This is a genomic window from Limnohabitans sp. 15K, from assembly GCF_002778285.1.
Classification (GTDB): Bacteria; Pseudomonadota; Gammaproteobacteria; order Burkholderiales; family Burkholderiaceae_C; genus Limnohabitans_A.
Genome location: NZ_NESM01000001.1, coordinates 882,643 through 908,640, shown reverse-complemented (window position 1 = coordinate 908,640; position 25,998 = coordinate 882,643). Strand labels below are relative to the sequence as shown.

The following is a 25,998-nucleotide window of genomic DNA, read 5'->3' as shown; positions in this document are numbered from 1 at the left end:
CAATTTCAGGCCGACTTTGACCAGCGCAAGGTGAAGTTTGAAAAAGAGGTGCTGGACCAGCAGCGGCGCTTCAAGCAGGGTGTCGTGAGCTATGTGCTCACGTCTGATTGGCGGCACTTGCTGACCATGCCCCTGATTTACCCGGTGCTCTTGCCCATGCTTTTGCTCGACGCCATGGTCACGCTGTACCAATGGGTGTGTTTCCCCCTGTACAACATGCCGCGGGTCAAGCGTTCCGATTTTTTCGTCTATGACCGCACCCATTTGGCTTATTTGAATTTGATCGAAAAGATCAACTGTGCTTATTGCTCCTATGGCAATGGCTTGATGGCTTATGCACGGGAGGTGGTGGGTTTGACGGAGCAGTACTGGTGCCCCATCAAGCACGCCCGCCGGGTGGTGCAGGCGCACCCTTACTACCATGGCTTTTCTGATTACGGCGATGCAGAGAGCTATCGGGGGCATTTGGCCCATTTGCGCTTGCAGCTTCAGCAGTTGGTGACCGAAACCCAAGGACAAGAGGTGTCACAGCATGGACAGACACCCCAAGCCATGCTGGATAAAGTGGTCAACATGAAAACATTTGAAACTTTGGCCGATTTGGCCGCATGTGTCGGTCAGGATGTGGCCATCACCGAGTGGGTGGAGATCTCTCAGCAGCAGGTGAATCTGTTTGCCGATGCCACAGGCGATCACCAGTGGATCCATGTGGACGTGGACCGCGCCAAACAAGGGCCTTTTGGCGCACCGATTGCGCACGGCTTTTTGACCCTGTCCTTGCTGCCGCAGTTTTTTGACAAAACCATTTTGGTAAATCAAAAACGGATGGGCGTGAACTATGGGCTCAACAAAGTCCGCTTCATGTCACCTGTGCCCGTGGGCAGTCGCTTGCGTGGCCATTTGCATCTGCACTCGGCCACGCCCATTGAAGGCAACGGCATGCAGTTTCAGTGGAATGTTTCGGTTGAGCGCGAGGGCAGCGAAAAGCCGGTGTGCGCTGCTGAATCACTGGTGCGCATTTACGCTTGAGCTGGGGCCCCAGCAAAATCGTTTTGACGCCAGGCTTCAAACACCGTCACGGCCACCGCGTTCGACAGGTTCAAGCTGCGCTGGCCCTCACGCATCGGCAATTTGATGCGCTGAGCGGGTGCAAATTGCTCTCGCAATTCGGGTGCCAGGCCGCGGGTCTCTGAACCAAAGACCAACCAGTCGCCGGGTTCAAAGCGAACATGGTGCGCGGGTCGACTGCCGCGGGTGGTCAAAGCGAACATGCGCTCTCTCAAGGGTTTTTCGACAGCCAGAAAACTGGCCCAGTCGGCATGGCGACGCAGCTCGGCGTACTCGTGGTAATCCAGACCCGCGCGGCGCATGTGTTTGTCGTCCATGGAAAACCCCAGGGGCTCAATCAGGTGCAATTTGCAGCCTGTGTTGGCCGCCAAGCGGATGACATTGCCGGTGTTCGGCGGGATTTCGGGCTCAACCAAGACGATATGGAACATGCCCGGTATTGTGCCTGTGCTCAAGATTCAACGGATGCCTCGGTGCGTGCCAGCACCAAAGCGCTGACCTTGAGCGCACCCGCCTGGCGCAGCACCCGGGCGGCCGTGTGCAGCGAGGCGCCGCTGGTCATCACGTCGTCGATCAAGACCACGTTTTTGCCCCGCAGTTGTGTGGCCCGCAAGGGCTCTACCGCAAAGGCACCGACTAAATTGGCCAAGCGCTCTGCCCTGGGCAAGGTGCGCTGAGAAGGCGTGTCTCGTGTGCGCAGCAGCAAGTGGGCATCGGCTTTGCCCGGGCTCAGTTGCCGCGCCAGCAGCCAAGACTGGTTGTAGCCGCGTTCGGCCAAGCGCCGGGCCGACAGGGGAATGGGCAGCACCCAATCGGCCGCGTCCAAAGCGTCTTCTGCCCCTGGCGCGCTCAGCATCAAGGTGGCCAATGGCCCGTCCCAACCCGCTTGTTCTTGGAACTTGTAGCGTGCGATCAGATCCACCCAGGGCCATTCGTACCCCGTGGCTGTGAGGCAAAGGTCCAAGGGCGGGGGGCTTCGCAAACAGGTTCCGCAACGCTGAATGTTGCCCGGCAAAGTCAGTGCGCAACTGCGGCAGCGGTGTTGGGGCTGCGCAAAGCGGCTGATGCAAGCCTCGCACAAGGGTGCGTGTGGCCAACTCTGGCAGATGGCGCAGCGGCTGGGCAAGGCATGCCCCCAACGACTTGGCCGAAGCCCATCGATTTTTGCGCCTACCCCTTGGAGCCATTGGGACCACATGAAATCAATATACTGCGCCCACGCCCTGACCACAAGCCGACCTGGATGTTGCCTTGTTGCAGGCTCACCTCATCCTTTGTCATGGCCATGTCTGCACCTGAACGCCCCCCCTCGCTGGACCCTGTTGCCGCTCAACGTTGGTCGATGCATTCCACGGGCGCCGCATCGCCTTGGCTGCACGAAGAAGTGGCGTCCCGCATGCAAGAGCGGCTGGAATTCATCAAGCTGCAGCCGACGCGGTGGGTCCATTGGGGGCCTTTGAAGGGCGGATTGCTGGCCCATGAGGCTTTGCAAAAGCGCTACCCTCAAGCGCAAGCTTGGCTGAGCAGCGAGCACCCCCAGCAGGATTTGGCGGCCCATTCGGCTTTAAAAGGTCGATGGTGGCAAGCCAAGCGTTGGCTGCGGCCGAGCCTTCGGTGGGGTTCGCCACCCGATGGCCAGGCCCAAATGCTGTGGGCCAACATGCAATTGCACAATGCTGCCCAGCCCCAAAATCTGCTGAAAACCTGGCATAAGGCTTTGGCTGTCGATGGTTTTTTGATGTTTTCTTGCTTGGGCCCAGACACTTTGCGAGAGCTGCGCGACGCTTATGCCCAGCAATCTTGGCCAGAACCCGCCCACGAATTCACCGACATGCACGATTGGGGGGACATGTTGGTGGAGGCCGGTTTTGCCGAGCCCGTGATGGACATGGAGCGCATCACACTCACCTATGAAACGCCAGAGCGCCTGCTGGCCGAGTTGCGCCATTGGGGGCGAAATCTGCATGTGCAACGATTTGCGGGTCTGCGAGGACGTCGATGGCTTGAGCAACTCAAGCAGGTTTTGATGACTTTGGCCCGGCCCGAGGAGGGTGGGCGTTTGACGCTGAGCTTTGAAATTGTGTACGGACACGCCCTCAAACCCTCGCCCCGCATCCCTGTTAGTGCTCAGGCGGCCATCGGGCTCGACCAGATGCGACAAATGCTGCGCAGCGGCGCCAGGATTCCCGACAAAGTTTGAGATGAATGAAAACACCCTTTGTTCTCGGGTAAAATCCGCCCGGTTTCAGAGGCATTTGATGCCTTTTGGCGTGTTAGTTTATTGAAAGTTGATGCGTGTCAAATCCAACTTATCAGTTTGCTCAAGAGTCAGAGCCTGCCATTCATTGGCAGCTCAGGCGCAATTGCTCGGTCACACCGACCCAATTGGGTTGGTTTTACCTGTCTTTGTGTGCCTTCTCTTTGGCGATTGGTTTGTTCTTTTGGTACATGGGCGCTACGCTGGTTTTGGCTTTTGCGGGTCTCGAGATCGCTGTGGTGGGTTTGGCTTTTTTGATGTATGCACGCCACGCCACCGACGGTGAGAAGATTTCGATCCAAGGTGGCCAGTTGGTGGTGGAGTGTGAGTCTGCCGGGCGTCTAGAGCGGGCAGAGTTTGCGCGCCAATGGGTCAGGGTAGAGCCCAAGTCGGGTGACCACAGCTTGATCGAGTTGTCAGGCCAAGGTCGAACGATCGAGGTGGGGCGCTTTGTGCGACCCGAGTTGCGCCAGGTATTGGCGCAAGAAATCAGAAAAGCATTGCGTTCGGCGTGATGTCTGGTGGCAAATGGGGCGAAGCCCGGTTTGCCTGAGGTGTGAGTTCAACAGTGTCTTGGAAGTTAGTGAGAAACATGAAGAATATTTCCAACCAATTGGCTTCGCTGCTATCCCGCGCGGGCATTTTTGCGGGCGCGTGGGCAACCACTGCAGCTTATGCGGTCAACGACCTGCCGGGCGGTCCCGCTGTCAATCAGCTCAACTTTGCACCAGCAGCGACCAAAATCGCTGAAGAGCAACATTGGCTGCATTGGTTCATGTTGATCCTCTGCACAGTGATTTTCATTGCTGTCTTTGCGGTCATGTTCTATTCCATCTGGAAGCACCGCAAGTCGGTTGGCCACAAGCCAGCCACTTTCACCGAGTCCATCACGGTGGAAGTGATTTGGACCGCCGTGCCCTTCCTGATTGTGATTTTGATGGCCTTGCCTGCCACCAAAGTGCTGGTGGCCCAAAAAGACACCACCAACGCCGATCTGACCATCAAGGCCACGGGTTACCAGTGGAAGTGGGGTTACGACTACATCAAGGGCGAGGGCGAAGGTCTCAGCTACATCTCGACCTTGGATTCTGGCCAGCGCGCCATGTCCAACGCAGGCAAGCCAGAAGGCGACAACTATCTGCTCAAAGTGGACAACCCCTTGGTTGTGCCTGTGGGCCAAAAAGTGCGCGTGATCACCACCGCCAACGACGTGATCCACGCATTTGCAGTACCAGCCTTTGGTATCAAGCAAGACGCGATTCCGGGTTTCGTTCGTGATACCTGGTTCCGTGCAGAAAAAACCGGCGACTTTTACGGCCAGTGCCAAGAGCTGTGCGGCAAAGAGCACGCCTACATGCCCATTCACGTGAAAGTGCTGTCGGCTGAAGACTATGCCGCCTGGGTTCAGGTCGAGAAGAAAAAGCAAGCGGCCAAAGCCGATGATCCAAGTAAAGTTTGGGCTTTGGATGATTTGTCCAAGCGCGGTGAAAAAGTGTATGCGGCCAACTGTGCAGCTTGCCACCAAGCCAACGGTAAGGGTGCAGGCGCGATCAAGCCACTTGATGCTGCTGCTGTGGTTCTGGATGCCGACAAGTCCAAGCAAATCGCTGTGCTGCTCAATGGCCAAAACAACGGTGCCATGCCTGCATGGAAGCAGTTGTCAGACACCGAAATCGCGGCTGTGATCACCTACACCAAAAACAACTGGTCCAACAAGACTGGCCAAATCGTGCAACCGGCTGAAGTTCTGGCCGCTCGCAAATAAGCCGTACCGTATTCAAATCAAAGGAAATCAAGATGAGTGCCGTTCTCGACCATCACGATCACGCCCATGACGACCACGGTCACGCGCCCGCGGGCTGGCGTCGCTGGGTGTATGCCACCAACCACAAGGACATTGGTACCTTGTACCTGTTGTTCAGCTTTACCATGCTCATGATTGGCGGCGTGCTGGCGCTGGGCATCCGTGCCGAGTTGTTCCAGCCTGGCTTGCAAATTGTCAATCCCGAGTTGTTCAACCAGTTCACCACCATGCACGGCATCATCATGGTGTTCGGTGCGATCATGCCCGCCTTTGTAGGCTTTGCAAACTGGATGATCCCTTTGCAAATTGGCGCGTCTGACATGGCCTTTGCCCGTATGAACAACTTCAGCTTCTGGCTGATGATCCCTGCCGCATTGATGTTGGTGGGTTCTTTCTTCATGCCTGGTGGCGCACCTGCTGCCGGTTGGACGCTGTATGCACCTTTGACCCTGCAAATGGGCCCATCCATGGACGCTGGTATTTTTGCCATGCACATCCTGGGTGCTTCGTCCATCATGGGTTCGATCAACATCATCGTGACCATCTTGAACATGCGCGCTCCTGGCATGACCTTGATGAAGATGCCCATGTTCGCTTGGACATGGTTGATCACTGCTTACCTGCTGATCGCTGTGATGCCTGTTTTGGCCGGCGCGATCACCATGACCTTGACAGACCGCCATTTCGGCACCAGCTTCTTCAACCCCGCTGGTGGTGGTGACCCGGTCATGTACCAGCACATCTTCTGGTTCTTCGGTCACCCCGAGGTGTACATCATGATCTTGCCGGCCTTCGGCATCATCAGCCAGATCGTCCCCGCTTTTGCGCGCAAGAAGTTGTTCGGCTATGCCTCCATGGTTTACGCCACTTCGTCCATCGCTATTTTGTCGTTCATCGTGTGGGCACACCACATGTTCACGACCGGCATGCCCGTCACAGGTCAGTTGTTCTTCATGTACGCCACGATGCTGATTGCCGTGCCGACCGCTGTGAAGATCTTCAACTGGATCGCGACCATGTGGCGCGGCTCCATGACCTTTGAAACCCCCATGTTGTTTGCTGTGGGTTTCATCTTCGTGTTCACCATGGGTGGCTTCACAGGTTTGATTTTGGCGATGGCCCCGATCGACATCCAGTTGCAAGACACTTATTACGTGGTGGCTCACTTCCACTATGTGTTGGTGGCAGGCTCCTTGTTTGCCCTGTTCGCCGGTGTGTATTACTGGATTTCCAAGTGGACCGGTGTGATGTACAACGAAACACGCGGCAAGATCCACTTCTGGTGGTCGCTGATTTCGTTCAACGTGACCTTCTTCCCGATGCACTTTTTGGGTCTGGCCGGTATGCCACGTCGCTACGCCGACTACCCCATGCAGTTCACCGACTTCAACATGATCGCTTCGGTGGGTGCCTTCTTCTTTGGTTTCGCTCAGGTGTACTTCTTCTTGTTCGTGGTCTTGCCTTGTATGCTCGGTAAGGGCGAAAAAGCACCGCAAAAGCCTTGGGAAGGCGCAGAAGGTTTGGAGTGGGAAGTCCCATCGCCCGCACCTTTCCACACCTTTGAGAACCCACCCAAGCTGGACGCTACCGCGACCCGCGTGATTGGTTGATTGTTATGGCCATGACACCAGAACAAAGAAAAAACAACGTGCGCCTGGGCCTGATCCTGGCCTCGGTGGCATGTGTTGTCTTGCTTGGTTTTGTGGCCAAGATGATGATCTTGGCTGGCTGAAAGACCCCAGATGAACCTGCGCGGTGAAAATCTGAAGATGGTGGGCAAACTTGCGGTGGTGACCGCAGGCATGTTCTGCTTCGGTTACGCCCTGGTGCCCATTTACAAGGCCATTTGCGAAATGACCGGGATCAACATCCTGTCGATCGCAGAAACGCAAATTCCTGGCAATGCCAAGGCAGGTAAGGCCGCTGAAGTGCTGCGAAACAGCCAGGTGGACACCAGTCGTACCATCACGGTTGAGTTCGATGCGAATGTGCGGGGTCCTTGGGAGTTCAAGCCTGAAAAACGCTCGATGCAGGTTCACCCCGGTGAACTGAGCACCGTGATGTACGAATTTCAAAACGTGCAAAACCGCCGCATGGCGGCACAAGCGATTCCAAGCTACGCCCCCCAACAGGCTGCCAACCATTTCAACAAGCTCGAGTGTTTCTGTTTCAACCAGTACACACTGGAGCCGGGCGAAAAGAAGTCCTGGCCAGTGGCCTTTGTGATCGATCCCAAGTTGTCCAAAGACGTGACGACCATCACGCTGTCCTACACCTTCTTTGAAGTGGGTGGCAAGACGCCGGCAGCACCAACTGCGCCGATTGCAGCAGCCGTGCAAACTTTGCCGGTCAAAACAGGATGGGGCTCATGAACGGGTCAGACCGCAAAGCTTCTTGGCTGCGCACCATTCAAGCGGTGTTGTGGTCGTTTATCGGGCTTCGCAAGAACTCCGAGTACCAGCAAGACATTGAAAAGCTGAACCCTTTCCACATCATTGGTGTGGCCATCGGTGCGGCATTGTTGTTTGTTCTGGGGCTGATTGCCCTGGTCAATTGGGTGGTGGTCCAGCCGACTGGCCTTTAACCCCAAAAGTTTGATTTCGAATAAGAGAGAGCAGGAGTCCCTATGAGTTCAGCAGCACACGGCACCACGCCTTATTACTACGTCCCACACGAGTCGCGTCACCCGGTGATGGCCGCTATCGGTCTGTTTTTCCTGATCCTGGGTGCAGGTCAATGGATCAACGGTGCCGAATGGGGCATGTATTGCCTGTTCTTCGGCATGGCTTGGTGGTTGATCGTTTTGTACCAGTGGTTCTCTGAGGCCGTTCAAGAGAGCGAAGGTGGCATGTACGGTCGCAAGATCGACCTGTCTTTCCGTTGGAGCATGACCTGGTTCATTTTCTCCGAAGTCATGTTTTTCGGCGCTTTCTTCACCGCACTGTGGTGGGCACGTTCACATTCGATTCCTGCGTTGGGTAGCTTGGAAAACGCACTGCTTTGGCCTGACTTCAAAGCTGCGTGGCCGAGTATGGTGGCCGGTGCGACCACGTCGCCTGCAGGTTTTGTTGAGCCCTTCCAAACGATGGGCCCTTTCTGGTTGCCTACCATCAACACCGCTTTGCTGTTGACATCGGGCGTGACCTTGACCATCGCTCACCATGCTTTGCAGGTGGGTGACCGCAGCAAGACCATCAAATTCATGTGGGTCACCGTGTTGCTGGGCCTCACGTTCCTGTTTGTTCAGGGTTATGAATATGCCCACGCATGGGGCGACCTCAACCTCAAATTGTCGTCTGGCATTTATGGTTCGACCTTTTACATGTTGACCGGTTTCCACGGTTTCCACGTTTTCGTCGGCATGTTGATGCTGTTGTTCATCACTTTGCGTTTGCAAAAAGGCCACTTCACCAAAGACCGTCACTTCGGTTTTGAGGGTGCAGCTTGGTACTGGCACTTTGTGGACGTGGTGTGGTTGGGCTTGTACATCCTGGTTTATTGGATGTAAGTTGGCCACTGCCTCACAAAAAAGCGCCCTAGGGCGCTTTTTTGCTGTGAGCGTTGTGTGAAAGGGCTTGAACCCTGTCGCTCAGAGGGTAGGTTGATGGGTCACGAAGAACTTTCTCGCCCTTCGACAGACTCAAGCGCCTGGAGGGATGCCCGTTGGCTGAATCCAGCCCATCTTCCAAGACACCAAAACGCAGATGAAGAGGACAATCGAGAACCCGACCCGAAAGGCGAGGGCTGTGGCCATGTTGCCTTTAGGGCGAACTTGACCTTCCTCAGGCGGCGCACTGCCCCGCATCATGTAAAACAAAGCCGAGCCCAAGCTCAACACAATGCCAATGAAGGCGATGACAACCAGTATTTTCATGAGCACATTATCCAATGACTGACAAATCCCCAAGATGGCAAAGATGGCTGTTGCTGGGTGCGGCGGCTTTGGGTGTGGCCATCACTTTTTCGCTGGGGCTTTGGCAGCTGGGGCGTGCTGCTGAAAAAACAGCCCTGCACAATGCCAAGCAACAACAAGCGGACCAATTGGTTTTGGATGGCCGCAGTTTGGGTTCGGCACTGGAAGAAGCGCCACAACGCCAAGCCTTGGTACATCGGCGCATGACGCTCAAAGGCCACTGGTTGCCTGAACACACGGTGTTTTTGGACAACCGGCAGATGAACGCTAAACCCGGCTTTTTTGCACTGACCCCCTTGAGGCTGGAAGGCACGGGCGCTGTGGTTTTGGTGCAGCGCGGCTGGGCACAAAGGTCATTCACCGACCGAACGGCCTTGCCTGTGCTGCAAACACCCGAGAACTTGGTGGAGGTGCAGGGTCATTTGGCCCCATGGCCATCAAGGCTCTATGACTTTGGCGGGACCGAGACAGGCCCAATACGGCAAAATCTCGACCTAATGGCTTACCGGCAAGCAACGGGCTTGCGTGTGCTTGAAGTCACCTTGTTGCAGTCGGGTCCCGCCTCTGAGGGCTTGCTGCGTGAATGGCCTCAGGTGGCCAGTGGTGTCGAAAAGCACCACGGATACGCTTTTCAGTGGTTTGGCCTGAGTGGTCTGATCGCATTACTTTATGTCTGGTTTCAAATTGTCCAACCCCGTCGAAAAAAACGATCTGACTGACAGCCCTCTGGCGATGACAGTTCACGAGATGCCACGCCCAGGTGATGTGGTGCAGGCCGATGCACAACGTACGCGCATGGGCCGTTGGAAGATGATCGTCATGCTGCTGATCTGCGCATCGCCGGTCATTGCTTCGTATTTCACGTATTACGTCTTACGGCCTGAAGGGCGTCGCAATTACGGTGAACTCATCCAGCCGCAAAAAGACATCCCTCAATTGACGGTCAAAAACCTACAAGGTGAGTCGGTACCTCTGGTCAGTCTGAAAGGCCAGTGGTTGCTGGTGAATGTGAGCTCGGGTGCGTGCACAGAGCGTTGCCAGCAAAACCTTTACTTTCAGCGTCAGCTGAGAGAAATACTGGGTCGTGACAAAGACCGACTTGACCGTGTCTGGTTGGTCACAGACGACTTGCCAGTGCCCGAAACCTTGTTGCCTGCCCTGAACATGGCGCATGTGTTGCGCATGGATGCGAAAGACGTGCAAAGCTGGATCAGTCCTGCTAAAGACCAACAACTGCAAGACCATTTGTACGTGATCGACCCCATGGGCAACTTCATGATGCGCTTTCCCGCCAACATGGATGTGGCCAGCGCTTCCAAAGCCAAGCGCGATCTTGAGCGTTTGCTCAAGGCCTCGTCGTCTTGGGACCAGCCTGGGCGCTGAAGCATGACCGAAGTGGATCTCTACAACTTGGCACCTGTTTTCCAGCTGATGGCCGTGGGCCTGGCCGTGGCGGCTTTGCCTCTGTCCTGGTGGCTTTGGCGTCAACGCAGTGCTGCGCCCGCTGGCCGTCTGAGGGCCTTGACCCTGATCACTTTGTTTTTGACCTTTGACTTGGTGTTGTTCGGTGCGTTCACCCGATTGACCGATTCAGGCTTGGGCTGCCCCGATTGGCCGGGTTGCTACGGCAGCGCTACGCCCATGGGGGCCAAGGTCGAAATCACGGCAGCCCAGACCGTCATGCCCACCGGACCTGTGACCCACGGCAAAGCCTGGATCGAGATGGTGCACCGCTACCTGGCCACTGGCGTGGGGGTCTTGATTTTGAGTTTGGCCAGCATGACTTGGTGGCAGCGACGCCAAAGCCGGGTGCTCAGCCCTTGGTGGCCAACCTTCACCCTGGTTTGGGTGTGCTTACAAGGCGCGTTTGGGGCGCTCACGGTCACCATGAAGCTGTTCCCGGCCATCGTGACCCTGCACCTGATGTTTGGTATCGGCTTGCTGGCCTTGCTGATGGCGCAGGCTGTCCGCTATGACGGGGCAGGCTCGCGACCTTTACCGGCTGGCTTGCGCACAGGCTTGTGGTTGGGTTTTGGTGTGCTTTGGCTGCAAATCGCTTTGGGTGGTTGGGTCAGCACCAACTACGCCGTGCTCGCTTGCCCGGATTTTCCGACCTGTCACGGCCAATGGGTGCCCGAGATGAACTGGCAAGGCTTCAGCGTATGGCGCGAATTGGGCCACACACCTGCAGGCGAGTTGCTGCCTTTCCCTGCGTTGTCCACCATTCACTTTGTGCACCGGTCGGCCGCCTGGTTGGTGCTCGGGATCTTGGGGTGGTTGGGTTGGCGCTTGCGTCAGCAACCCGGCCTGGCGTCTGCAGGACAATGGTTGTTAGCTTTGTCTGCCTTGCAATTCTTGACGGGTCTGAGCAATGTGGTGCTGGGCTGGCCCTTGCTGGGTGCTGTCATGCACACGGGCGGAGCTGCCGCCATGGTCGTCACCTTGACCTGGGCCCTGAGCATCAGTCGCGCCGATAATCCACGGTCACCTTCCACTTTCAAAAAGTCTCTCCCATGACCGCCGTCACAGCCCCATTGCCTAACTCTGCTTGGCGTCAATATTACGCATTGACCAAGCCGCGTGTGGTGCAGTTGATCGTTTTTTGTGCCTTGATCGGCATGGTGCTGGCCGTTCCTGGCGTGCCGAGTCTGGCCGAGTTGAAGCTGGGTTTGTGGTCCTGCATTGGCATTTGGCTGGTGTCGGGTGCAGCGGCGGCCTTCAACTGCTTGGTTGAAAAAACCATCGATTCCAAAATGAAGCGCACCTCTTGGCGACCTACTGCCAAAGGCGAGCTGAGCGACCGCCAGGCCTTGCTGTTTTCAGCCGTGTTGTGCGCCTTGGGGTCGGCTGTGTTGTACGTGTTTGTCAATCCCCTCACGATGTGGCTCACCTTTGCCACCTTTGTGGGCTACGCCATCATTTACACGGTGATTCTGAAGCCGCTCACACCGCAAAACATCGTGATCGGTGGTGCCAGTGGGGCCATGCCCCCGGTGTTGGGCTGGGCGGCCATGACCGGACAGGTCGGGCCTGAGGCCTTGATCTTGTTTTTGATCATCTTTTTGTGGACCCCTCCCCACTTTTGGGCCCTGGCGCTGTACCGGGTAGAGGACTACCGCAAGTCGGGTTTGCCCATGTTGCCCGTGACCCACGGCAATGAATTCACCCGTTTGCAAATTTTGTTGTACACCATCGTGCTCACGGCGTCTTGCCTGATGCCCTTTGTGTACGGCATGAGCTCGTGGCTTTACCTGGCGGCGGCGGTGGTGCTGAGCATCGGCTTCATGGCTTACGCGGTGGCGCTGTACCGCGAATACTCAGACGAGTTGGCCCGCAAAACCTTCCGTTTTTCGCTGCTCCATTTGAGCGCCTTGTTTGCCGCCTTGCTGTTGGACCACTATATTTTTTAAGGCCTGAACATGTTGCGCAGAGTGTTGACGAAAGCCGCTTGGGCCATGAGCTTGGTCGCCGCCGTGTGGGGTTTGGTCGCTTGTGGTCAGGACAAACCCGCTTTTCGGGGGGTGGACATCACCGGTGCTGATTACGCCCAAGGCTTTGAGCTGAGCGACCAGAACGGCCAAGTGCGCACCCTCAAAGATTTTGCAGGCAAGGCGGTGGTGGTGTTTTTCGGTTTCACCCAGTGCCCGGACGTGTGCCCAACCGCTTTGCAGGAAATGGCCCAAGCCAAAGCCTTGTTGGGTGCCGATGGGGCCAAGCTGCAAGGCATCTTCGTCACCGTGGACCCTGAGCGCGACACACCCGAATTGCTCAAAGCCTATGTGGCCAATTTCGGCCCGGATTTTGTGGCGTTGCGCCCCACGGCGGAGCAACTGCCTAAAGTGACCAAAGACTTCAAGATCTATTACAAAAAGGTGGAGGGCAAAACGCCCACCAGCTACACCATGGACCATTCGGCGGGCAGCTTCATGTTCGACCCGCAAGGCCGCATCCGGCTGTACAACCGCCATGCCAGTGGCGCAGAGTCCTTGGCGGCGGACGCGAAAATTTTGCTGAACGGCAAATAAAAATCTGGCCAGCGATCAGGCCAGAGCAAAACCCAAGCCGAGAGCGTGAAGACACCCCGCAATCGATGGGGGGATGTTGTTCCGCGGAACTTTTCAGAGATTCAGTTTTGCTCGATCTTCTGGCTGCGGATGATGCCGCCCAGCGCTTTGGTGTCGGACAGGACCCGGTTGCGCAAGCCTTCGGGCGAAGAGCCCACCACCTGCCAACCTTGCTGGAACAAGCGTGCACGCATTTCTGGCGCCCGCACGATCTCACTCACCACCGCAGACAACTGACTGGCAACCGCTGCTGGCATCGAGGCAGGGGCGGCCACCGCGTTCCAGATTTCAAGTTGGTAATCTTTCACGCCGATCTCTGACAGGCTGGGCACCTCAGCGGCCACCGGGCTGCGGACTGTGCTGGAGGCACCGATGGCCCGCAGCTTGCCGCCGCGCACTTGCGCAGCTGAGAGCGCAGGCGGGAGCAAAGCCAGCTGAACCTGCCCACCCAGCATGGCGGTGATGATTTGCGGGTTACCGGGGTAAGGCACATGCACCGGCGCGATACCGGCCTTGGTTTTGAGCAACTCCATGCCCAAATGCGCCACTGTTCCCACGCCGGGCGAGGCGTAGCTGAGCTGGTCGCCCGCCTTTTGGGCTTGGCTCAACCATTCTGAGGCGGTTTGGCCGGGTGCATTGGATGGGACGGTGAGCACCAAGGGCGCTTTGCCGATCAGGCTGATGGGTGCGAGGTCTTTGAGGGGGTCATAAGGCACTTTGGGGTTCAAGATGCGGGCAATCGTCATGTTGCCGTTGATCATCAGGCCCAAGGTATGGCCGTCGGTGGACTTGGCCACGAAGTCGGCGGCGATGTTGCCGCCAGCACCCACTTTGTTCTCGACGATCACATTTTGGCCCAAGGCTTTTGACAAAGGCTCGGCCAGTGCGCGTGCCGTCAGGTCGGGGCTGGAGCCCGCCGGAAAACCCACCACCAAACGCACGGTTTGGGTAGGCCATTGGGCGGCCCAAATAGGCGCTGAGCCGACCAGCAACATGGCCCCCATGGCTTGGGTCAGCAGACGGCGAGAAAAACGGATGGTGGTGAGATGGGGCATGGTCAAAAATCTCTCATGAAGCAACAATCACTTTAGCCTAAAGCGGGCGAAAAAATACCCGGTCAAAGCCGGGTACTTGAGCGTCAGACGCCAAAAAAGAAGTTGGCCATCAAGCGAACTCGACCAAGGCCTTTTTCATCTTTTTCATGGCCGCGACTTCGATCTGGCGAATGCGCTCAGCGCTCACGCCATACTCATCCGCCAAGTCGTGCAGGGTCATGCCGCCCGAGCCGTTGTCATTGACCTTGAGCCAGCGCTCTTCCACGATGCGGCGGCTGCGTTCGTCAAGCGCATTGAGGGCGGTGGCCAGGCCATCGCTCGCCATCACATCCCGCTGATGCGCTTCGATCATGGCGGTGGGCTCGTGGTTCACATCGGCCAAATAGGCGATGGGGCCAAAAGCTTGTTCACCATCGTCAGAGGGTGCCGGGTCCAGAAGCACGTCGCCACCGGACATGCGCATTTCCATCTCCAGCACTTCCTCGCGTTTGACGTTCAGGCTGTGCGCCATCGAGTCCACTTGGTCGGGTGTCAGCGTGTCGCGGTGCGTGCCTTCGGCTGCATCGGCTTTGAAACCTTGTTTCATGGACCGCAGGTTGAAAAACAACTTGCGCTGGGCCTTGGTGGTGGCCACCTTGACCATGCGCCAATTTTTCAGGATGTACTCGTGGATCTCGGCCTTGATCCAGTGCAGCGCATAACTGACCAGACGCACGCCTTGGTCGGGGTCAAAGCGTTTGACAGCCTTCATCAGTCCCACATTGCCTTCTTGGATCAGGTCGCCGTGGGGCAGGCCGTAGCCCAAGTATTGGCGCGACACCGACACCACCAAGCGCAGGTGTGAGAGCACCAGCTTGCGGGCGGCTTCGAGGTCGTCGTTGGCTTTGAGTTGACGGGCGGCTTCTTGCTCTTCCTCGAGGGTGAGCATGGGCATGCGGTTGACCGCAGAAATGTAAGCGTCGAGGTGGCCGAGCGAGGGCACCACAGCCCATGGGTTGCTCAGCGTGATCGCAGAGGTGGGCGAACCAGTTTGAATATTCATACCAGGACTCCTTTCAGAATGGGTCAATGTTAGCACTCTGGATGAGTGAGTGCCAAAAACCCGGGGTGTTCCTGAATAAAAATCAGGGTTTTCCCTCGGATGGACCCATCTTAGAAGCCGTTCTGGAAAGCTTCCGTGCGCTGAACAACCCTGTTGAAAGAAAAGGGCCTGTCAGCTCAACAGCGCTTGTGCAAATTCGCGGGCATTGAAGGTCTCGAGATCTTCCAGTTTTTCGCCCACCCCGATGAAATACACCGGGATCGGTTTTTCACGGGCAATGGCGCACAGCACCCCGCCCTTGGCGGTGCCATCCAGTTTGGTCACGATCAGGCCCGTCAGGCCCAGCGTGTCGTCAAAAGCTTTGACTTGGGCCAAGGCGTTCTGCCCGGTATTGCCGTCGATCACCAGCAACACCTCATGCGGGGCGGTGCCATCGGCCTTTTGCACCACGCGTTTGATCTTTTTCAGCTCTTCCATCAAGTGCGTTTGTGTGGGCAAACGGCCCGCTGTGTCCACCAGCACCACGTCGCGCCCCCGGGCGCGGCCCGCGCTGACCGCGTCAAAACTGACGGCGGCCGGGTCGCCACCTTGTTGGCTGACGATCTCGACCGTGTTGCGGTCGGCCCAAACGGCCAGTTGCTCTTTGGCCGCAGCGCGGAAGGTATCGGCGGCGGCCAGCAGCACACTCAGGCCTTCGTCGGCCAGGTGCTTGGTCAGTTTGCCAATGGAGGTGGTTTTGCCTGCGCCGTTCACGCCCGCCACCATGATCACGGTGGGGTGGTGGTCGCCAATGCTTAGGGGCTTTTGCAGGGGCGTCAGCAAGTCGGTGATGGCATCGGCCAGCAAGGTTTTGACCTGTGCGGGCTCGGTGGCCTTGCTTTCTTTGACGCGGCGCTTGAGGTCTTGCAACAAATGCTCAGTGGCTTTGACCCCGGTGTCGGCCACCAGCAGGGCGGTTTCAAGCTCTTCATAGAGCTCGTCGTCGATGCGCGTGCCGGTGAAGACGGTGGTGATGCTGGAGCCGGTTTTGCGCAGGCCCGCTTTCAGTCGGTCCATCCAGCCTTGGCGTGCGGCCGGTTCGGGCATGGGCGCAGCGGACGCCACCGAAGCGACAACACCTGTTGCAGGGGGCAATTCGGGCGAAGCCAAAGGTGTGGCGGCGGATTGGACCTCTGGGGCGGGGGATTTTTTTTTGAAGAAACTGAACATGGCGTGGATTTCAAGGATCATGCATTCTATGAAACCGAACTTTCTCTTGGGACTTTCGCTGGCAACAGCCTTTTTGACCAGCAGCTTCAATGCCACCGCGCAGGCTCCGCAAGGCCCAGCCAACGCACAAGCCACAGGCAAAACCCCAGCGTCCAGCGAGGCCCAGGTGCACACCTTCACTTTGGCCAACGGCATGGGCCTGTGGGTCAAGCCCGACCGCCGCGCCCCCACAGCGGTGCACATGGTGTGGCTGCGCGTGGGCTCCATGGACGAGGTGGACGGCACCAGCGGCGTGGCCCATGTGCTGGAGCACATGCTGTTCAAAGGCACGCCCACCTTGGCTGTGGGGGAATTCTCCAGGCGCGTGGCCGCTTTGGGTGGGCGCGAAAACGCCTTCACCGCCAAGGATTACACCGGCTACTATCAGCAGATTCCGTCGAACCAACTCGAAGCCGTGATGCGTCTGGAGTCGGACCGCTTTGCCAACAACCAGTGGCCCGATGCCGAATTTGCCAAAGAGCTGGAGGTGGTGAAGGAAGAGCGCCGCCTGCGCACCGACGACAACCCCCGCGCCCAGTTGCACGAAATGCTGTCGGCCACCGCTTTGTCGGCCTCGCCTTATCGCCGCCCCATCGTCGGCTGGATGAGCGACCTGGAGGCCATGACGGCGCAAGACGCCCGCGACTTCTACCGCAAGTGGTACACCCCGGCCAACGCGGTGGTGGTGGTCGCAGGCGATGTGGACCCGCTGCAAGTCAAGGCACTGGCCGAGAAGTATTACGGCATCATCCCGACCCGCGCCGTGCCTGAGCGCAAGCCCCGGGACGAGCCCGCGCAACAAGGCCTGCGCCGCTTCGAATTCAAGGCCCCGGCCGAGCAGTCGTATGTCGCCCTGGCTTTCAAGGTGCCGCGCTTGGCCAGCCTCGCGGCTTCGCCTGAGCACGACGATGCCCTGGCCCTGACGGTGCTGGCCGCTGTGCTCGACGGTTACAGCGGCGCGCGTCTGGACCGGGCCTTGACCCAAGGTGAGAACCGCCTGGCCGACAGCGCGGGTGCTTACAACGGCCTCATGGGACGTGGGCCGCAGTTCTTTTATCTGGAAGGTGTGCCCGCCAAAGGCCAAACACCACAAGCGCTGGAAGCGGCTTTGCGGGCCCAGGTGCAGCGCGTGGCGACCGAAGGCGTGAACGAGGCCGAGCTGCAGCGCGTGAAAACCCAATGGGTGGCCAGCGAAATTTACAAACTCGATTCGGTTTTTAACCAAGCACGCGAGCTGGGTGTGGCCTGGACGCTGGGCTTGCCGCCCGATTACGGCGCGCAATTGATTGCCCGCTTGCGACAGGTCACGCCCGCCCAAGTGCAGGCCGTGGCGCAAAAGTATTTTGGTGACGACAGCCTCACTGTGGCCACCTTGCTGCCCCAGCCTTTGTCGGGCCAGCCCCGTGCACGCCGCGCTGCGCCGGGAGCCCGGCATTGAACCGCGCTTATCCCATGAAAGTCCCACACCCCATGTTTTTGATTTCATCCTTGTCCATGACCGCAGGGGCTTTGCGGCGTTCAGCTTTGCTGCTGGCCTGCTGGGGCGCGGTAGGTTGGGCGCACGCGTCCTTGCCCATTCAACACTGGACCCAGCCCAGCGGTGCGCGGGTGTATTTGGTCGAGAGCCACGCCATTCCCATGGTCGATGTGCAAATCGACATCGACGCAGGCAGCCGCCGTGACCCGGCGGCGCAGGCGGGCTTGGCTTCGGTCATGACCGGGCAAATGGCCAATGGCACCCGTGCTGAACCCCAAGGTCAAGGCCCTTACCCAAAAGCCATGGACGAAAACCAGATCGGTGAAGCTTGGGCCGACCTGGGGGCGAGTTTTGGCGCGAGTGCAGGCTCAGACCGCATGAGTTTTGGCCTGCGCAGCCTGAGTTACCCCGATCTTTTGAGCAAAGCCGCCGCCTTGGCCGCTCGGCAAATGGCGCACCCGGCTTTCCCCGAAGCCATGTGGCTGCGCGACCGCGAACGCATCAACGCGTCGATCCGCGAATCGCTGACCAAGCCCGGCACCGTGGTCCAGCACCGCTTTGCCGAGGCTGTGTATGGCGTGCACCCCTATGGTTATCGAGTCACACCCGAGAGCCTCTCGCGCATCGCCGCACAAGACCTGAAAAACCTGCACGCCCAGGCCCTGCGCGCTTGCCGCGCCACAGTGAGCGTGGTGGGCGCTTTGACCCGGGCGCAGGCGGACGACTTGGTGCAGCGCCTGCTGGCGCAGTGGCCCCGCGAGTCAGGCTGCCCCAGCTTGCCGCCCGTGCCTGAAGTGGCCCCTTTGGCTGCCGCGCAAACCCTGAACCTGCCCTTTGACTCGGCCCAAGCCCATGTGCTGATCGGCCAGCCCGGCTATAAACGCACCGACCCCGACTTTTTTGCCTTGCTGGTGGGCAATCACATTTTGGGAGGAGGAGGCTTTGTCTCGCGCCTGACCGAGCAGGTGCGCGAAAAACGGGGCCTGAGCTACAGCGTCTACAGTGCATTTGCCCCGGGTCTGCACGCCGGGGCCTTCACGGTGGGGCTGCAAACCCGACCTGACCAGGCCACACAGGCCGTGGCCGTGGCCCAAGAGGTGGTGCAAGACTTTGTGCGCCAAGGACCGACCGAGGCCGAGTTGCAAGCGGCCAAGTCCAACTTGGTGGGCGGCTTTGCCCTGCGCATCGACAGCAACCGCAAGCTGCTGGACAACGTGGCCAACATCGCCTGGAACCGTTTGCCGCTGGACTATCTGAGCCACTGGACGCGGCAAATCGAGCGCGTCAGCGCGGCCGATGTGCAACGCGCCATGGGCCGGGTGTTGCAGCCTGAGCGCATGGTCACTGTGGTGGTGGGGGCGTCTGCCCCTTAAGGGCGAGCCCACATGCTCTGGCGATCAAGACCGTGTGCGAATTCACCGCAGCCTTGGCAAGGCGTCATTGATACACATGGCGTTACAACTGAGCGTTCATTGAAGTCATCAACCCGCCAACAGGGCGCGTTGTAAAGGTAAGTTCAACAAGGTGTTGGACTGAAAACCTGAATCAAGGAAATCTTTCATGAACAAGCTTCTCGCTACCCTCGTTGCCGGTTTTTTTGCTGCCGGTGCATTTGCCCAAGCCCCTGCTGCTGCGCCTGTTGTGGCCACGAAACCCGCTGCATTGACGGCTCCGGCCAAGGTTGAAACCAAGGAGGTCAAGGCCGATGTGAAAGCCGAAGCAAAAGCCGACGTGAAAGCCGATGTAAAGCCCACTGCAAAAGTCAAAGCTGAGAAGAAAGAGGTTGCCAAAGCAGAAAAGAAAGCAGCCAAAGCAGCGACCACAGGCCATGCCCCCGCAGTCAAGGCGGACGCCAAAGTCTCTCCCCTGAAGTGAGCTGAACGATCCAGCCTTGGCCTGCCGCAAGGCTTTAAAAAAAACCAGCGTCATGCTGGTTTTTTTGTGGGTGTGGTGAACAGCGTGTTGATCTTGCTGGACCCGTTCGCACAACGTTGAACGCGATGGCCTTTACACTTGCAGCCTATGCCTTTATCCCCTTCCAAGCGCGCATCGAAAGACAGCGCTGCCCGCCACGCCGCATCTAAAAAGCCCAAAAACCCGGTGCCCAAAGGCCCGTCTTCGCATGAGATCCGAATCATCGGGGGGCAGTGGCGGCGCACACGGCTGAAAGTCATCGACAAACCCGGCCTTCGCCCCACGCCTGATCGTGTGCGCGAAACGCTCTTCAACTGGCTGGGTCAAGACCTGAGTGCTTGGCGCTGTGTCGATGCTTTTGCGGGCACGGGCGTCTTGGGCCTGGAGGCCGCTTCACGCGGTGCAGCCCATGTGTTGATGGTCGAGCAAGATGCTGTGCTGGTCCGTGATTTGCAAGACAACGCCACCCGCCTCAAAGCGGGCATGGTCAGCGTGCAGCGCGGTGATGGCGTGGCCGCCTTGTTGCGTGTGCCTTTGGGCAGTGTGGATTTGGTCTTTCTTGACCCGCCATTTGACGGTCCGTTGTTTGAACCCGCCCTGAAAGCAGCTGCCCGGGCCGTGCCTGTGGGCGGCTGGATTTACCTGGAAGCCCCTGTGGCCTGGTCCCCCGAACTGCTGGGTGCTTTGGGCTTGCAATGCGAGCGCCACCTCAAAGCAGGTGCGGTGCACGCACATTTGCTGCAGCGTGTCAGTCTGGACGCTTTGCCCTCGTACAAGCCACTGGGCACCGATGACGCTGCGGTTTCAGACAACAACACCCCTGTCCATGAAGGAGACGCAGCATGAGCCCCTCTGACCACCCTGTTGTGACCGCTGTTTATTCCGGCACTTTTGACCCGCTGACGCTGGGCCACGAGGACGCCATCCGACGTGCCGCGCAGATGTTTGACCAGGTCATCATTGCCGTGGCCCGGGCGCACCACAAGAACACGATGTTCAGCCTGGAAGAGCGTCTGGCTTTGGCACAAGCGGCGCTGGCGGATTGTCCCAATGTGAAAGCCATGCCCTTTGATGGCCTGATCGTCGAGTTTGTGCGTTCGCAGAATGCCCAGGTGATCGTGCGCGGCCTGCGCTCGGTGACCGACTACGACTACGAAACGCAAATGTCGGGCATGAACCGCCATTTGGCCCCCGAGCTGGACACCGTGTTTTTGCACACCAGCGCACATGTGCAGCACATCAGCAGCACCTTGGTGCGCGAAATCGCCAAGCTCGGTGGCGACGTGTCGGGCTTGGTGTCCACCCCTGTGCTCAACGCCTTGCAGGCCAAGGTAGCGACCAAGCACTGAGCCCGCAGGGGCTTAAAGCTCCGCGCCTTCCACCAAAAAGCGCACACGCTTTTGGCCTTGCCACTCGTCGGCATCCAAGCGGTAAGCCAGTTTCACCTTCGAAGGCAAAGGCTCGGTGCGGCCAAACCAGATGCCGTCCACCGGCTGACCCTGGTGCTTCATCTTGAGGGACAAGTGTTTTTCACCCACTAGGCGCTGGGACACGATTTCGATCTCTTCACAAAACACGGGTGGCGCAAAGCCCTGGCCCCAGACCTCGTGGTGCAGCATGTCCACCAGGTCCACCCGACGGTATTCGGCGGGGAGTGGTCCATCGGTTTCCAGTCGGCGTTGCAGCGTGGCGGCGTCCAGCCATTCCATGGCCACTTGGTTCAGGGTTTCTTCAAACACATCGAGGTGCTCTTCGGCAATCGTGCAACCCGCCGCCATGGCGTGGCCGCCAAAGCGCAGCAGCACGCCCGGGGCGCGTTTGGCCACCAAATCCAACGCGTCGCGCAAATGAAAACCTGCAATCGAGCGGCCTGAACCTTTGAGTTCGTGCTCTTTGCCCGGGGCGCTGCTGGCCGCAAACACAAAGGTGGGGCGGTGCAGCTTGTCCTTGATGCGCGAGGCCACGATGCCCACCACGCCTTCGTGAAAATCCGGGTCGAACACACAAATGGCGGGCGGTGGCTCGTCGCCTTCGTCAAACAAGGACTCGGCCATCTCCATCGCCATCTCGCGCATGTCGCCTTCGATCACGCGGCGTTCGCGGTTGATCGCGTCCAGCTGCTTGGCCAGCTCGTCGGCGCGGCCGGCGTCGTCGGTCAGCAGGCACTCAATGCCGAGTGTCATGTCGGCCAAGCGGCCTGCGGCATTGATGCGCGGCCCTAAGGCAAAACCAAAGTCAAAAGTGGTGGCTTTGGCGGTTTCGCGGCTGGCGGCTCGCATCAACGCCGACATGCCCGGGGGCAGGGCGCCTGCGCGAACACGGCGCAGGCCTTGGGCCACCAGTCGGCGGTTGTTGGCATCCAACTTGACCACGTCGGCCACGGTGCCCAAAGCCACCAGGGGCAGAAGGGCGTCTAGGCGCGGCTGGTTGCTCGCGTCAAACACACCGCGCTGTCGCAGCTCGGCGCGCAGGGCCAGCAGCACATAAAACATCACGCCCACACCCGCGATGGACTTGCTGGTGAAGCTGCAGCCGGGCTGGTTGGGGTTGACGATGACTTCGGCTGTGGGCAATTCGCTGCCCGGCAAATGGTGGTCGGTCACCAGCACCTGTAAACCCAGGGCTTGCGCCGCTTGCACGCCCGCCACGCTGGCGATGCCGTTGTCCACGGTGATCAGTACATCGGCCCCTTGTGCGTGCACGCGCTCGGCAATGGGCGGCGTCAGGCCGTAGCCGTCGACCACCCGGTCGGGCACCAGGTAGCTCACGTTGTGTGCGCCCAGCATGCGCAGGCCCCGCACGCCTACAGCGCAGGCGGTCGCGCCGTCGCAGTCGTAATCGGCCACGATGCACAGGCGCTTGTTCTGCGCCATGGCGTCGGCCAGCAACTTGGCGGCCTCGTGGGTGCCCAACATGCCCGCCGGGGGCAGCAGCAGGTTCAGCGCGTCGTCGAGTTCGTCTTTGGATTGCACGCCGCGTGCGGCGTACAGGCGGGCCAGCAGCGGGTGGATGCCCGCTTGTTCCAGCGCCCAGGCACTGCGGGGAGGCACATCTCGGGTGAGCAAATTCATGGCGTGATTCAGGGGGTGTTCAGGAGGTGATGAGGGCTTGAAGTGCCACTGCAGGTGAGTTTTTTTGAAACAGGCGGGTGATCCGCTGGTGCCATGCAGGTGTTGCGGGCGTGTAGGTGTGAGCTGTGTGTTCGCTGCACAAGCTGAGCGTACCTTTACCGGTGCTTTTGACGTGTTGCAGCAAGTCGGCCACAGCGCTGGCGTCGAGTTGATGCCAAGCTTGTTGCCAAGCTTGTGCATGGCCATGCAGGGCGCTCGAACGCAAGGCCGTGGACACCGTCAACGGCGCATTAACTGCTGCGGTAACTGCCGCGTTAACTGCCGCGTTAAAAGGCAGCGCGCCCGCACCGTGCAGCCAAAAAGCGTTCACGGTGTGCTGCCTCCGGGCATCTCGGGCGTCGTTCACCGGGTGGTTGTAAAGCAGCATCTGCATCTCGCTTTGCAGGCGTTGCAGTGGCCGTGCAGCGGGGTGGTCTGGCAGCCAGTCTTTGACGTTTTGGCCGATGACCCGGTCGAGCGAGGCGGTGGGCAGATCGGCCAGCATCGCCCCTTGGGCGTGCCACATCAAGGCACTGTGCCAAGTGACGTGCAGTCCGTCCTCTTGCAAAAACGGTTGCATGGCCTGCAGCAGTTGCTGCGATTCTTCGTCCGACAGGTGCAAGTGTGCCGGGTCGGCCATCACCACCTGGTCCATGCCGATTTGCCAGTGGCAGGGTGTCATCCAAGCTTGGGGTTCAGCGCTGGGCTGGCCTTGTTGGGCTTGGTGCCAAGCGGCCCAGGGCAGGGTGGTGACCTCAGAAGGCCAGCTCAAGGCCCGCGCTTGCAGACGTTCGTGGGGCAGGTGAAAGGGCGTTGTTTCAGGGTCTTGCAGCACTTTTTGGTGCTGCATCAGGCCCAGCAAGGCTTGCAAATTCGGCAGTTGCAAACCCGCCCAGACTTCGGGGTCGTGGAGGGCATGGCTGGCAGCGAAGGGAATGATCAAGTGCATGGGCCAGATTGTCGCAGGCCCTCCCAATGGCTTGGTGCGCCAGCTGGGGCTTTCGCTCAAGCCCAGTCTTCCCCAGCGTCATCAAAGCTGTCACCTGCATCGTCTGCCGCCGCTTGGGGCGAGACCAAACCGGGCAAGGCCTCTTCCTGTGCATGGCCCAATGGCGATGCGGAGGCGTTTGCAGGGGATGAGCCGGGGGAGGTCTGTGAAGAGTTGTGGTGTCCCATCAGGTTTTGCACCCCCTGAAACAACAAACCACCCGCCACAACGCCCGCTGCAGTGGTGGCCATTTGGGCCATCATGCCGCCACCCCAAGCACTGGCAGGAGCCTGCGCAGGCACGGCTGCGGGGCGTGAGGCCACAGATGAGCTCGGGGTCATATTGGCCGCGTTGACGTTGCTTGTGCCGGGGGATGACAAGGCTTGAACTGGCGTTTCTGCCCCACGGCCCCAAGCTTGGGTGCCCGACATCCAGGATCCATTGGAGGCCTGAGCGGATGGCGGAGTCGCCTGGCCCGTTTTCAATTGGGCCAACTCTTTCAATTGCGCAGCGCATTGCGCCTCCAGTTGGGCCATTCGCGTTTGCGCCGCATCCAACGCAAAGCCCAAACCCATGGCCCGTTGCACCAGCAGATAAGGGGCGTCAGCTTGCGCCTTGACCGCTTCGCTGATGAGGAGATCAGCCGTGGGGTCTTTGGGGTCTGCACGGGTTTGACGCAAAGCATTCAAAAACTGCTGCAGCTGGTCAAGTTCGGTGGCGTTCATCTGGGGAGCCTTTCAGGCATGGGATCTGTCGTTGGATGGGTCATTATGGACAAACGCACACCAACAAACCGATCAAGGTCTCTGGCTTCAAAGGCACAATCCAAGTCAATACAAAAAGAACCGGAGCCAAGATGAAAGAAACCCCCTATGCCTGGGTGGTGGTGTGGGCCACGTTTGTGTGCCTGGCGCTGATTTTTGGGGTGTCGTATTCGTTTGCGGCATTTTTCGAATCGTTTGCAGCCGACTTTTCGGCGCAGCGTGCCGAGGTGTCCTGGATTTTTGGACTCTCGGGCTTTGTCTATTTTGTGTTGGGTGCGGGTGGCGGCATGCTGGCCGACCGCTTTGGCCCCCGCATCGTCTGCTCGGCGGGCATGGCTCTCATTTCTCTAGGCCTGCTGGCCTCCAGTTGGGCCACGTCCTTGCTGGCGGTGTATCTGAGCTACGGCTTGCTGGTGGGGCTGGGCATTGCCTTGGTTTACACACCATCCATTGCCAGCGTGCAGCCTTGGTTCACCACCCGGCGAGGGCTGGCTGGGGGCATCGCCAGTTCGGGCGTGGGCGCGGGCACTTTGCTGGTGCCCGTGCTCTTGGCCATGGCGATTGGCCCCATGCCCTGGCGCGAGGCGATGCGGATGTTGGCGCTCGGCGTCTTGGTGCTGGGCTTGTTGGCGGCGGCTTTGCTGCGGCGCGCACCTGCTGTCAACGCCCCGGGTGCAGCAGGTGCAGCTTCCGGCCTGACTTTGCGCGAGACCCTGCGAACCCCCACCTTCCGCTGGCTTTACCTGGCCACCGTGCTGGCCTCGCCTGTGATGTTCATCCCGTTTGCCCATGTGTCGGCCTCGGCGCGTGATCTGGGGCTGGGCGAAGCTTTTGCCGTCGGACTGGTGGGCTTGATTGGCGTGGGCAGTTTGACCGGGCGTTTTGCGATTGGCCTGATGGCCGACCGTTTGGGGCGGGCGCAGACGCTGGTGCTGATGCAGTTGTCCATGGGTGCGTCTTATGTGCTGTGGGGCAGTGCAGGCGGGGAGGGGCTGCTGGTGGTTTTTGCGCTGTGGTTTGGCCTGAGCTACGGCAGCATCGTCTCGCTTTTGCCTGCCATCTGCATGGATTACTTTGGCGGTCGGTCGGTGGCCAGCGTGGTGGGCACGCTTTACAGTGGCGCGGCTTTGGGCAATTTGTTGGGTCCCGTCCTTGCCGGTGCGGCATTTGACTGGAGCGGGCACTATTTTGGCGTGATGGCCGTGTGTGGCTTGCTGTCGCTGAGCGCCACATGGGCGTCGCGGCAGATGCAGCGCAGTGGGCATGCCAGGTTTTAAGCAAAAAAGAAGGATTC

The 25,998-nt window shown here is 59.0% G+C and carries 29 protein-coding genes; 20 read left to right on the top strand and 9 right to left on the bottom strand.

The annotated features are described in order from the left end of the window. The first annotated feature begins 573 nt into the window (after positions 1 to 573). Complete coding sequence (locus B9Z40_RS04290; RefSeq protein WP_100172905.1) at positions 574 to 1,029, top strand: MaoC family dehydratase; 456 nt, start codon at positions 574 to 576, stop codon at positions 1,027 to 1,029. On the opposite strand, the gene trmL is transcribed toward B9Z40_RS04290, so the two are convergent. Together trmL and B9Z40_RS04280 are read right to left on the bottom strand one after the other, a co-directional pair. Next, a complete protein-coding gene (trmL, locus tag B9Z40_RS04285) occupies positions 1,020 to 1,499 on the bottom strand; it encodes a tRNA (uridine(34)/cytosine(34)/5-carboxymethylaminomethyluridine(34)-2'-O)-methyltransferase TrmL (RefSeq protein ID WP_100172048.1) in 480 nt (159 codons plus the stop codon). The two genes, B9Z40_RS04290 and trmL, sit on opposite strands and share 10 nt — an antisense overlap. A gap of 20 nt (positions 1,500 to 1,519) precedes the next feature. Continuing rightward, positions 1,520 to 2,266 carry a ComF family protein gene (locus B9Z40_RS04280; protein ID WP_100172047.1) on the bottom strand — a complete coding sequence of 249 codons (747 nt, stop codon included), beginning with the start codon at positions 2,264 to 2,266 and terminating at the stop codon, positions 1,520 to 1,522. Between the two features lie 87 nt (positions 2,267 to 2,353). Here B9Z40_RS04280 and B9Z40_RS04275 point away from each other — a divergent pair, with 87 nt between their 5' ends. The 8 genes from B9Z40_RS04275 to B9Z40_RS04245 all read left to right on the top strand — a co-directional run bounded on the left by B9Z40_RS04275 (position 2,354) and on the right by B9Z40_RS04245 (position 8,637). Next, on the top strand, positions 2,354 to 3,268 hold the full coding sequence (locus tag B9Z40_RS04275; protein WP_100172904.1) for a biotin synthase: 915 nt from the start codon (positions 2,354 to 2,356) through the stop codon (positions 3,266 to 3,268). Between the two features lie 95 nt (positions 3,269 to 3,363). Then, positions 3,364 to 3,840, top strand: a complete 477-nt coding sequence (locus tag B9Z40_RS04270) for a DUF2244 domain-containing protein (RefSeq protein WP_100172046.1) — start codon at positions 3,364 to 3,366, stop codon at positions 3,838 to 3,840. 77 nt (positions 3,841 to 3,917) lie between these two features. Next, complete coding sequence (coxB, locus tag B9Z40_RS04265; protein ID WP_100172045.1) at positions 3,918 to 5,090, top strand: cytochrome c oxidase subunit II; 1,173 nt, start codon at positions 3,918 to 3,920, stop codon at positions 5,088 to 5,090. A gap of 32 nt (positions 5,091 to 5,122) precedes the next feature. Then, positions 5,123 to 6,739, top strand: a complete 1,617-nt coding sequence (gene ctaD / locus B9Z40_RS04260) for a cytochrome c oxidase subunit I (protein ID WP_100172044.1) — start codon at positions 5,123 to 5,125, stop codon at positions 6,737 to 6,739. A gap of 11 nt (positions 6,740 to 6,750) precedes the next feature. Next, positions 6,751 to 6,861 (top strand): cytochrome oxidase small assembly protein, encoded by a 111-nt coding sequence (locus B9Z40_RS17325; RefSeq protein WP_233204779.1) that lies wholly within the window; start codon positions 6,751 to 6,753, stop codon positions 6,859 to 6,861. 10 nt (positions 6,862 to 6,871) lie between these two features. Further along, the gene (locus B9Z40_RS04255; RefSeq protein WP_100172043.1) at positions 6,872 to 7,501 is read left to right on the top strand and encodes a cytochrome c oxidase assembly protein; all 630 of its coding nucleotides are present in this window, start codon (positions 6,872 to 6,874) and stop codon (positions 7,499 to 7,501) included. Then, positions 7,498 to 7,713, top strand: a complete 216-nt coding sequence (locus tag B9Z40_RS04250) for a DUF2970 domain-containing protein (RefSeq protein WP_100172042.1) — start codon at positions 7,498 to 7,500, stop codon at positions 7,711 to 7,713. The genes B9Z40_RS04255 and B9Z40_RS04250 overlap by 4 nt, the downstream gene beginning before the upstream one ends. A 42-nt stretch (positions 7,714 to 7,755) precedes the next feature. Continuing rightward, a complete protein-coding gene (locus B9Z40_RS04245) occupies positions 7,756 to 8,637 on the top strand; it encodes a cytochrome c oxidase subunit 3 (protein ID WP_100172041.1) in 882 nt (293 codons plus the stop codon). Positions 8,638 to 8,769: 132 nt separating this feature from the next. On the opposite strand, the gene B9Z40_RS04240 is transcribed toward B9Z40_RS04245, so the two are convergent. Continuing rightward, the gene (locus B9Z40_RS04240) at positions 8,770 to 9,003 is read right to left on the bottom strand and encodes a twin transmembrane helix small protein (RefSeq protein ID WP_199172488.1); all 234 of its coding nucleotides are present in this window, start codon (positions 9,001 to 9,003) and stop codon (positions 8,770 to 8,772) included. Positions 9,004 to 9,017: 14 nt separating this feature from the next. Here B9Z40_RS04240 and B9Z40_RS04235 point away from each other — a divergent pair, with 14 nt between their 5' ends. Genes B9Z40_RS04235 through B9Z40_RS04215 form a run of 5 tightly spaced genes read left to right on the top strand, consistent with a single transcriptional unit; the run spans position 9,018 to position 13,067 of the window. Continuing rightward, positions 9,018 to 9,761, top strand: a complete 744-nt coding sequence (locus B9Z40_RS04235; protein ID WP_100172039.1) for an SURF1 family protein — start codon at positions 9,018 to 9,020, stop codon at positions 9,759 to 9,761. After that, the gene (locus B9Z40_RS04230; protein WP_100172038.1) at positions 9,712 to 10,425 is read left to right on the top strand and encodes a hypothetical protein; all 714 of its coding nucleotides are present in this window, start codon (positions 9,712 to 9,714) and stop codon (positions 10,423 to 10,425) included. Before B9Z40_RS04235 ends, B9Z40_RS04230 begins: the two co-directional genes overlap by 50 nt. A gap of 3 nt (positions 10,426 to 10,428) precedes the next feature. Continuing rightward, positions 10,429 to 11,559 (top strand): heme A synthase, encoded by a 1,131-nt coding sequence (locus tag B9Z40_RS04225; protein WP_100172037.1) that lies wholly within the window; start codon positions 10,429 to 10,431, stop codon positions 11,557 to 11,559. Continuing rightward, positions 11,556 to 12,452: a heme o synthase gene (gene cyoE / locus B9Z40_RS04220; protein WP_100172036.1), complete on the top strand. Its 897-nt coding sequence runs from the start codon at positions 11,556 to 11,558 to the stop codon at positions 12,450 to 12,452. The genes B9Z40_RS04225 and cyoE overlap by 4 nt, the downstream gene beginning before the upstream one ends. A gap of 9 nt (positions 12,453 to 12,461) precedes the next feature. Then, the gene (locus tag B9Z40_RS04215; RefSeq protein ID WP_100172035.1) at positions 12,462 to 13,067 is read left to right on the top strand and encodes an SCO family protein; all 606 of its coding nucleotides are present in this window, start codon (positions 12,462 to 12,464) and stop codon (positions 13,065 to 13,067) included. 101 nt (positions 13,068 to 13,168) lie between these two features. Here the strand turns inward: B9Z40_RS04215 and B9Z40_RS04210 are convergent, their stop codons facing one another. The 3 genes from B9Z40_RS04210 to ftsY form a co-directional block, all read right to left on the bottom strand. Next, on the bottom strand, positions 13,169 to 14,161 hold the full coding sequence (locus B9Z40_RS04210; RefSeq protein WP_100172034.1) for a tripartite tricarboxylate transporter substrate binding protein: 993 nt from the start codon (positions 14,159 to 14,161) through the stop codon (positions 13,169 to 13,171). A 109-nt stretch (positions 14,162 to 14,270) separates the two neighbouring features. Then, positions 14,271 to 15,203, bottom strand: a complete 933-nt coding sequence (rpoH, locus tag B9Z40_RS04205; protein ID WP_100172033.1) for an RNA polymerase sigma factor RpoH — start codon at positions 15,201 to 15,203, stop codon at positions 14,271 to 14,273. A gap of 171 nt (positions 15,204 to 15,374) precedes the next feature. Further along, complete coding sequence (gene ftsY / locus B9Z40_RS04200; protein WP_100172903.1) at positions 15,375 to 16,412, bottom strand: signal recognition particle-docking protein FtsY; 1,038 nt, start codon at positions 16,410 to 16,412, stop codon at positions 15,375 to 15,377. Between the two features lie 28 nt (positions 16,413 to 16,440). Here ftsY and B9Z40_RS04195 point away from each other — a divergent pair, with 28 nt between their 5' ends. The 5 genes from B9Z40_RS04195 to coaD all read left to right on the top strand — a co-directional run bounded on the left by B9Z40_RS04195 (position 16,441) and on the right by coaD (position 21,191). Further along, positions 16,441 to 17,889, top strand: coding sequence for a pitrilysin family protein (locus B9Z40_RS04195; protein WP_100172032.1), 1,449 nt, complete (start codon positions 16,441 to 16,443; stop codon positions 17,887 to 17,889). 14 nt (positions 17,890 to 17,903) lie between these two features. Continuing rightward, on the top strand, positions 17,904 to 19,301 hold the full coding sequence (locus B9Z40_RS04190) for a pitrilysin family protein (RefSeq protein WP_100172031.1): 1,398 nt from the start codon (positions 17,904 to 17,906) through the stop codon (positions 19,299 to 19,301). A 187-nt stretch (positions 19,302 to 19,488) separates the two neighbouring features. Then, complete coding sequence (locus B9Z40_RS04185; RefSeq protein ID WP_100172030.1) at positions 19,489 to 19,803, top strand: hypothetical protein; 315 nt, start codon at positions 19,489 to 19,491, stop codon at positions 19,801 to 19,803. Positions 19,804 to 19,950: 147 nt separating this feature from the next. Further along, positions 19,951 to 20,688, top strand: coding sequence for a 16S rRNA (guanine(966)-N(2))-methyltransferase RsmD (gene rsmD / locus B9Z40_RS04180; protein ID WP_100172029.1), 738 nt, complete (start codon positions 19,951 to 19,953; stop codon positions 20,686 to 20,688). Further along, positions 20,685 to 21,191, top strand: coding sequence for a pantetheine-phosphate adenylyltransferase (gene coaD / locus B9Z40_RS04175; RefSeq protein WP_100172028.1), 507 nt, complete (start codon positions 20,685 to 20,687; stop codon positions 21,189 to 21,191). Before rsmD ends, coaD begins: the two co-directional genes overlap by 4 nt. Positions 21,192 to 21,203: 12 nt before the next feature. Here coaD and recJ read toward each other — a convergent pair whose 3' ends face one another. From recJ to B9Z40_RS04160, 3 genes are read right to left on the bottom strand one after another with little or no spacing between them, the layout of a single operon-like run. Continuing rightward, positions 21,204 to 22,913: a single-stranded-DNA-specific exonuclease RecJ gene (recJ, locus tag B9Z40_RS04170; RefSeq protein WP_100172027.1), complete on the bottom strand. Its 1,710-nt coding sequence runs from the start codon at positions 22,911 to 22,913 to the stop codon at positions 21,204 to 21,206. A gap of 19 nt (positions 22,914 to 22,932) precedes the next feature. Beyond that, positions 22,933 to 23,901 carry a hypothetical protein gene (locus tag B9Z40_RS04165; protein ID WP_100172902.1) on the bottom strand — a complete coding sequence of 323 codons (969 nt, stop codon included), beginning with the start codon at positions 23,899 to 23,901 and terminating at the stop codon, positions 22,933 to 22,935. Between the two features lie 56 nt (positions 23,902 to 23,957). Continuing rightward, on the bottom strand, positions 23,958 to 24,665 hold the full coding sequence (locus tag B9Z40_RS04160; protein WP_100172026.1) for a DUF2076 family protein: 708 nt from the start codon (positions 24,663 to 24,665) through the stop codon (positions 23,958 to 23,960). 131 nt (positions 24,666 to 24,796) lie between these two features. Between B9Z40_RS04160 and B9Z40_RS04155 the strand changes: the two genes are divergently transcribed. After that, positions 24,797 to 25,981 (top strand): MFS transporter, encoded by a 1,185-nt coding sequence (locus B9Z40_RS04155; RefSeq protein ID WP_158238054.1) that lies wholly within the window; start codon positions 24,797 to 24,799, stop codon positions 25,979 to 25,981. Positions 25,982 to 25,998: the final 17 nt, after the last annotated feature.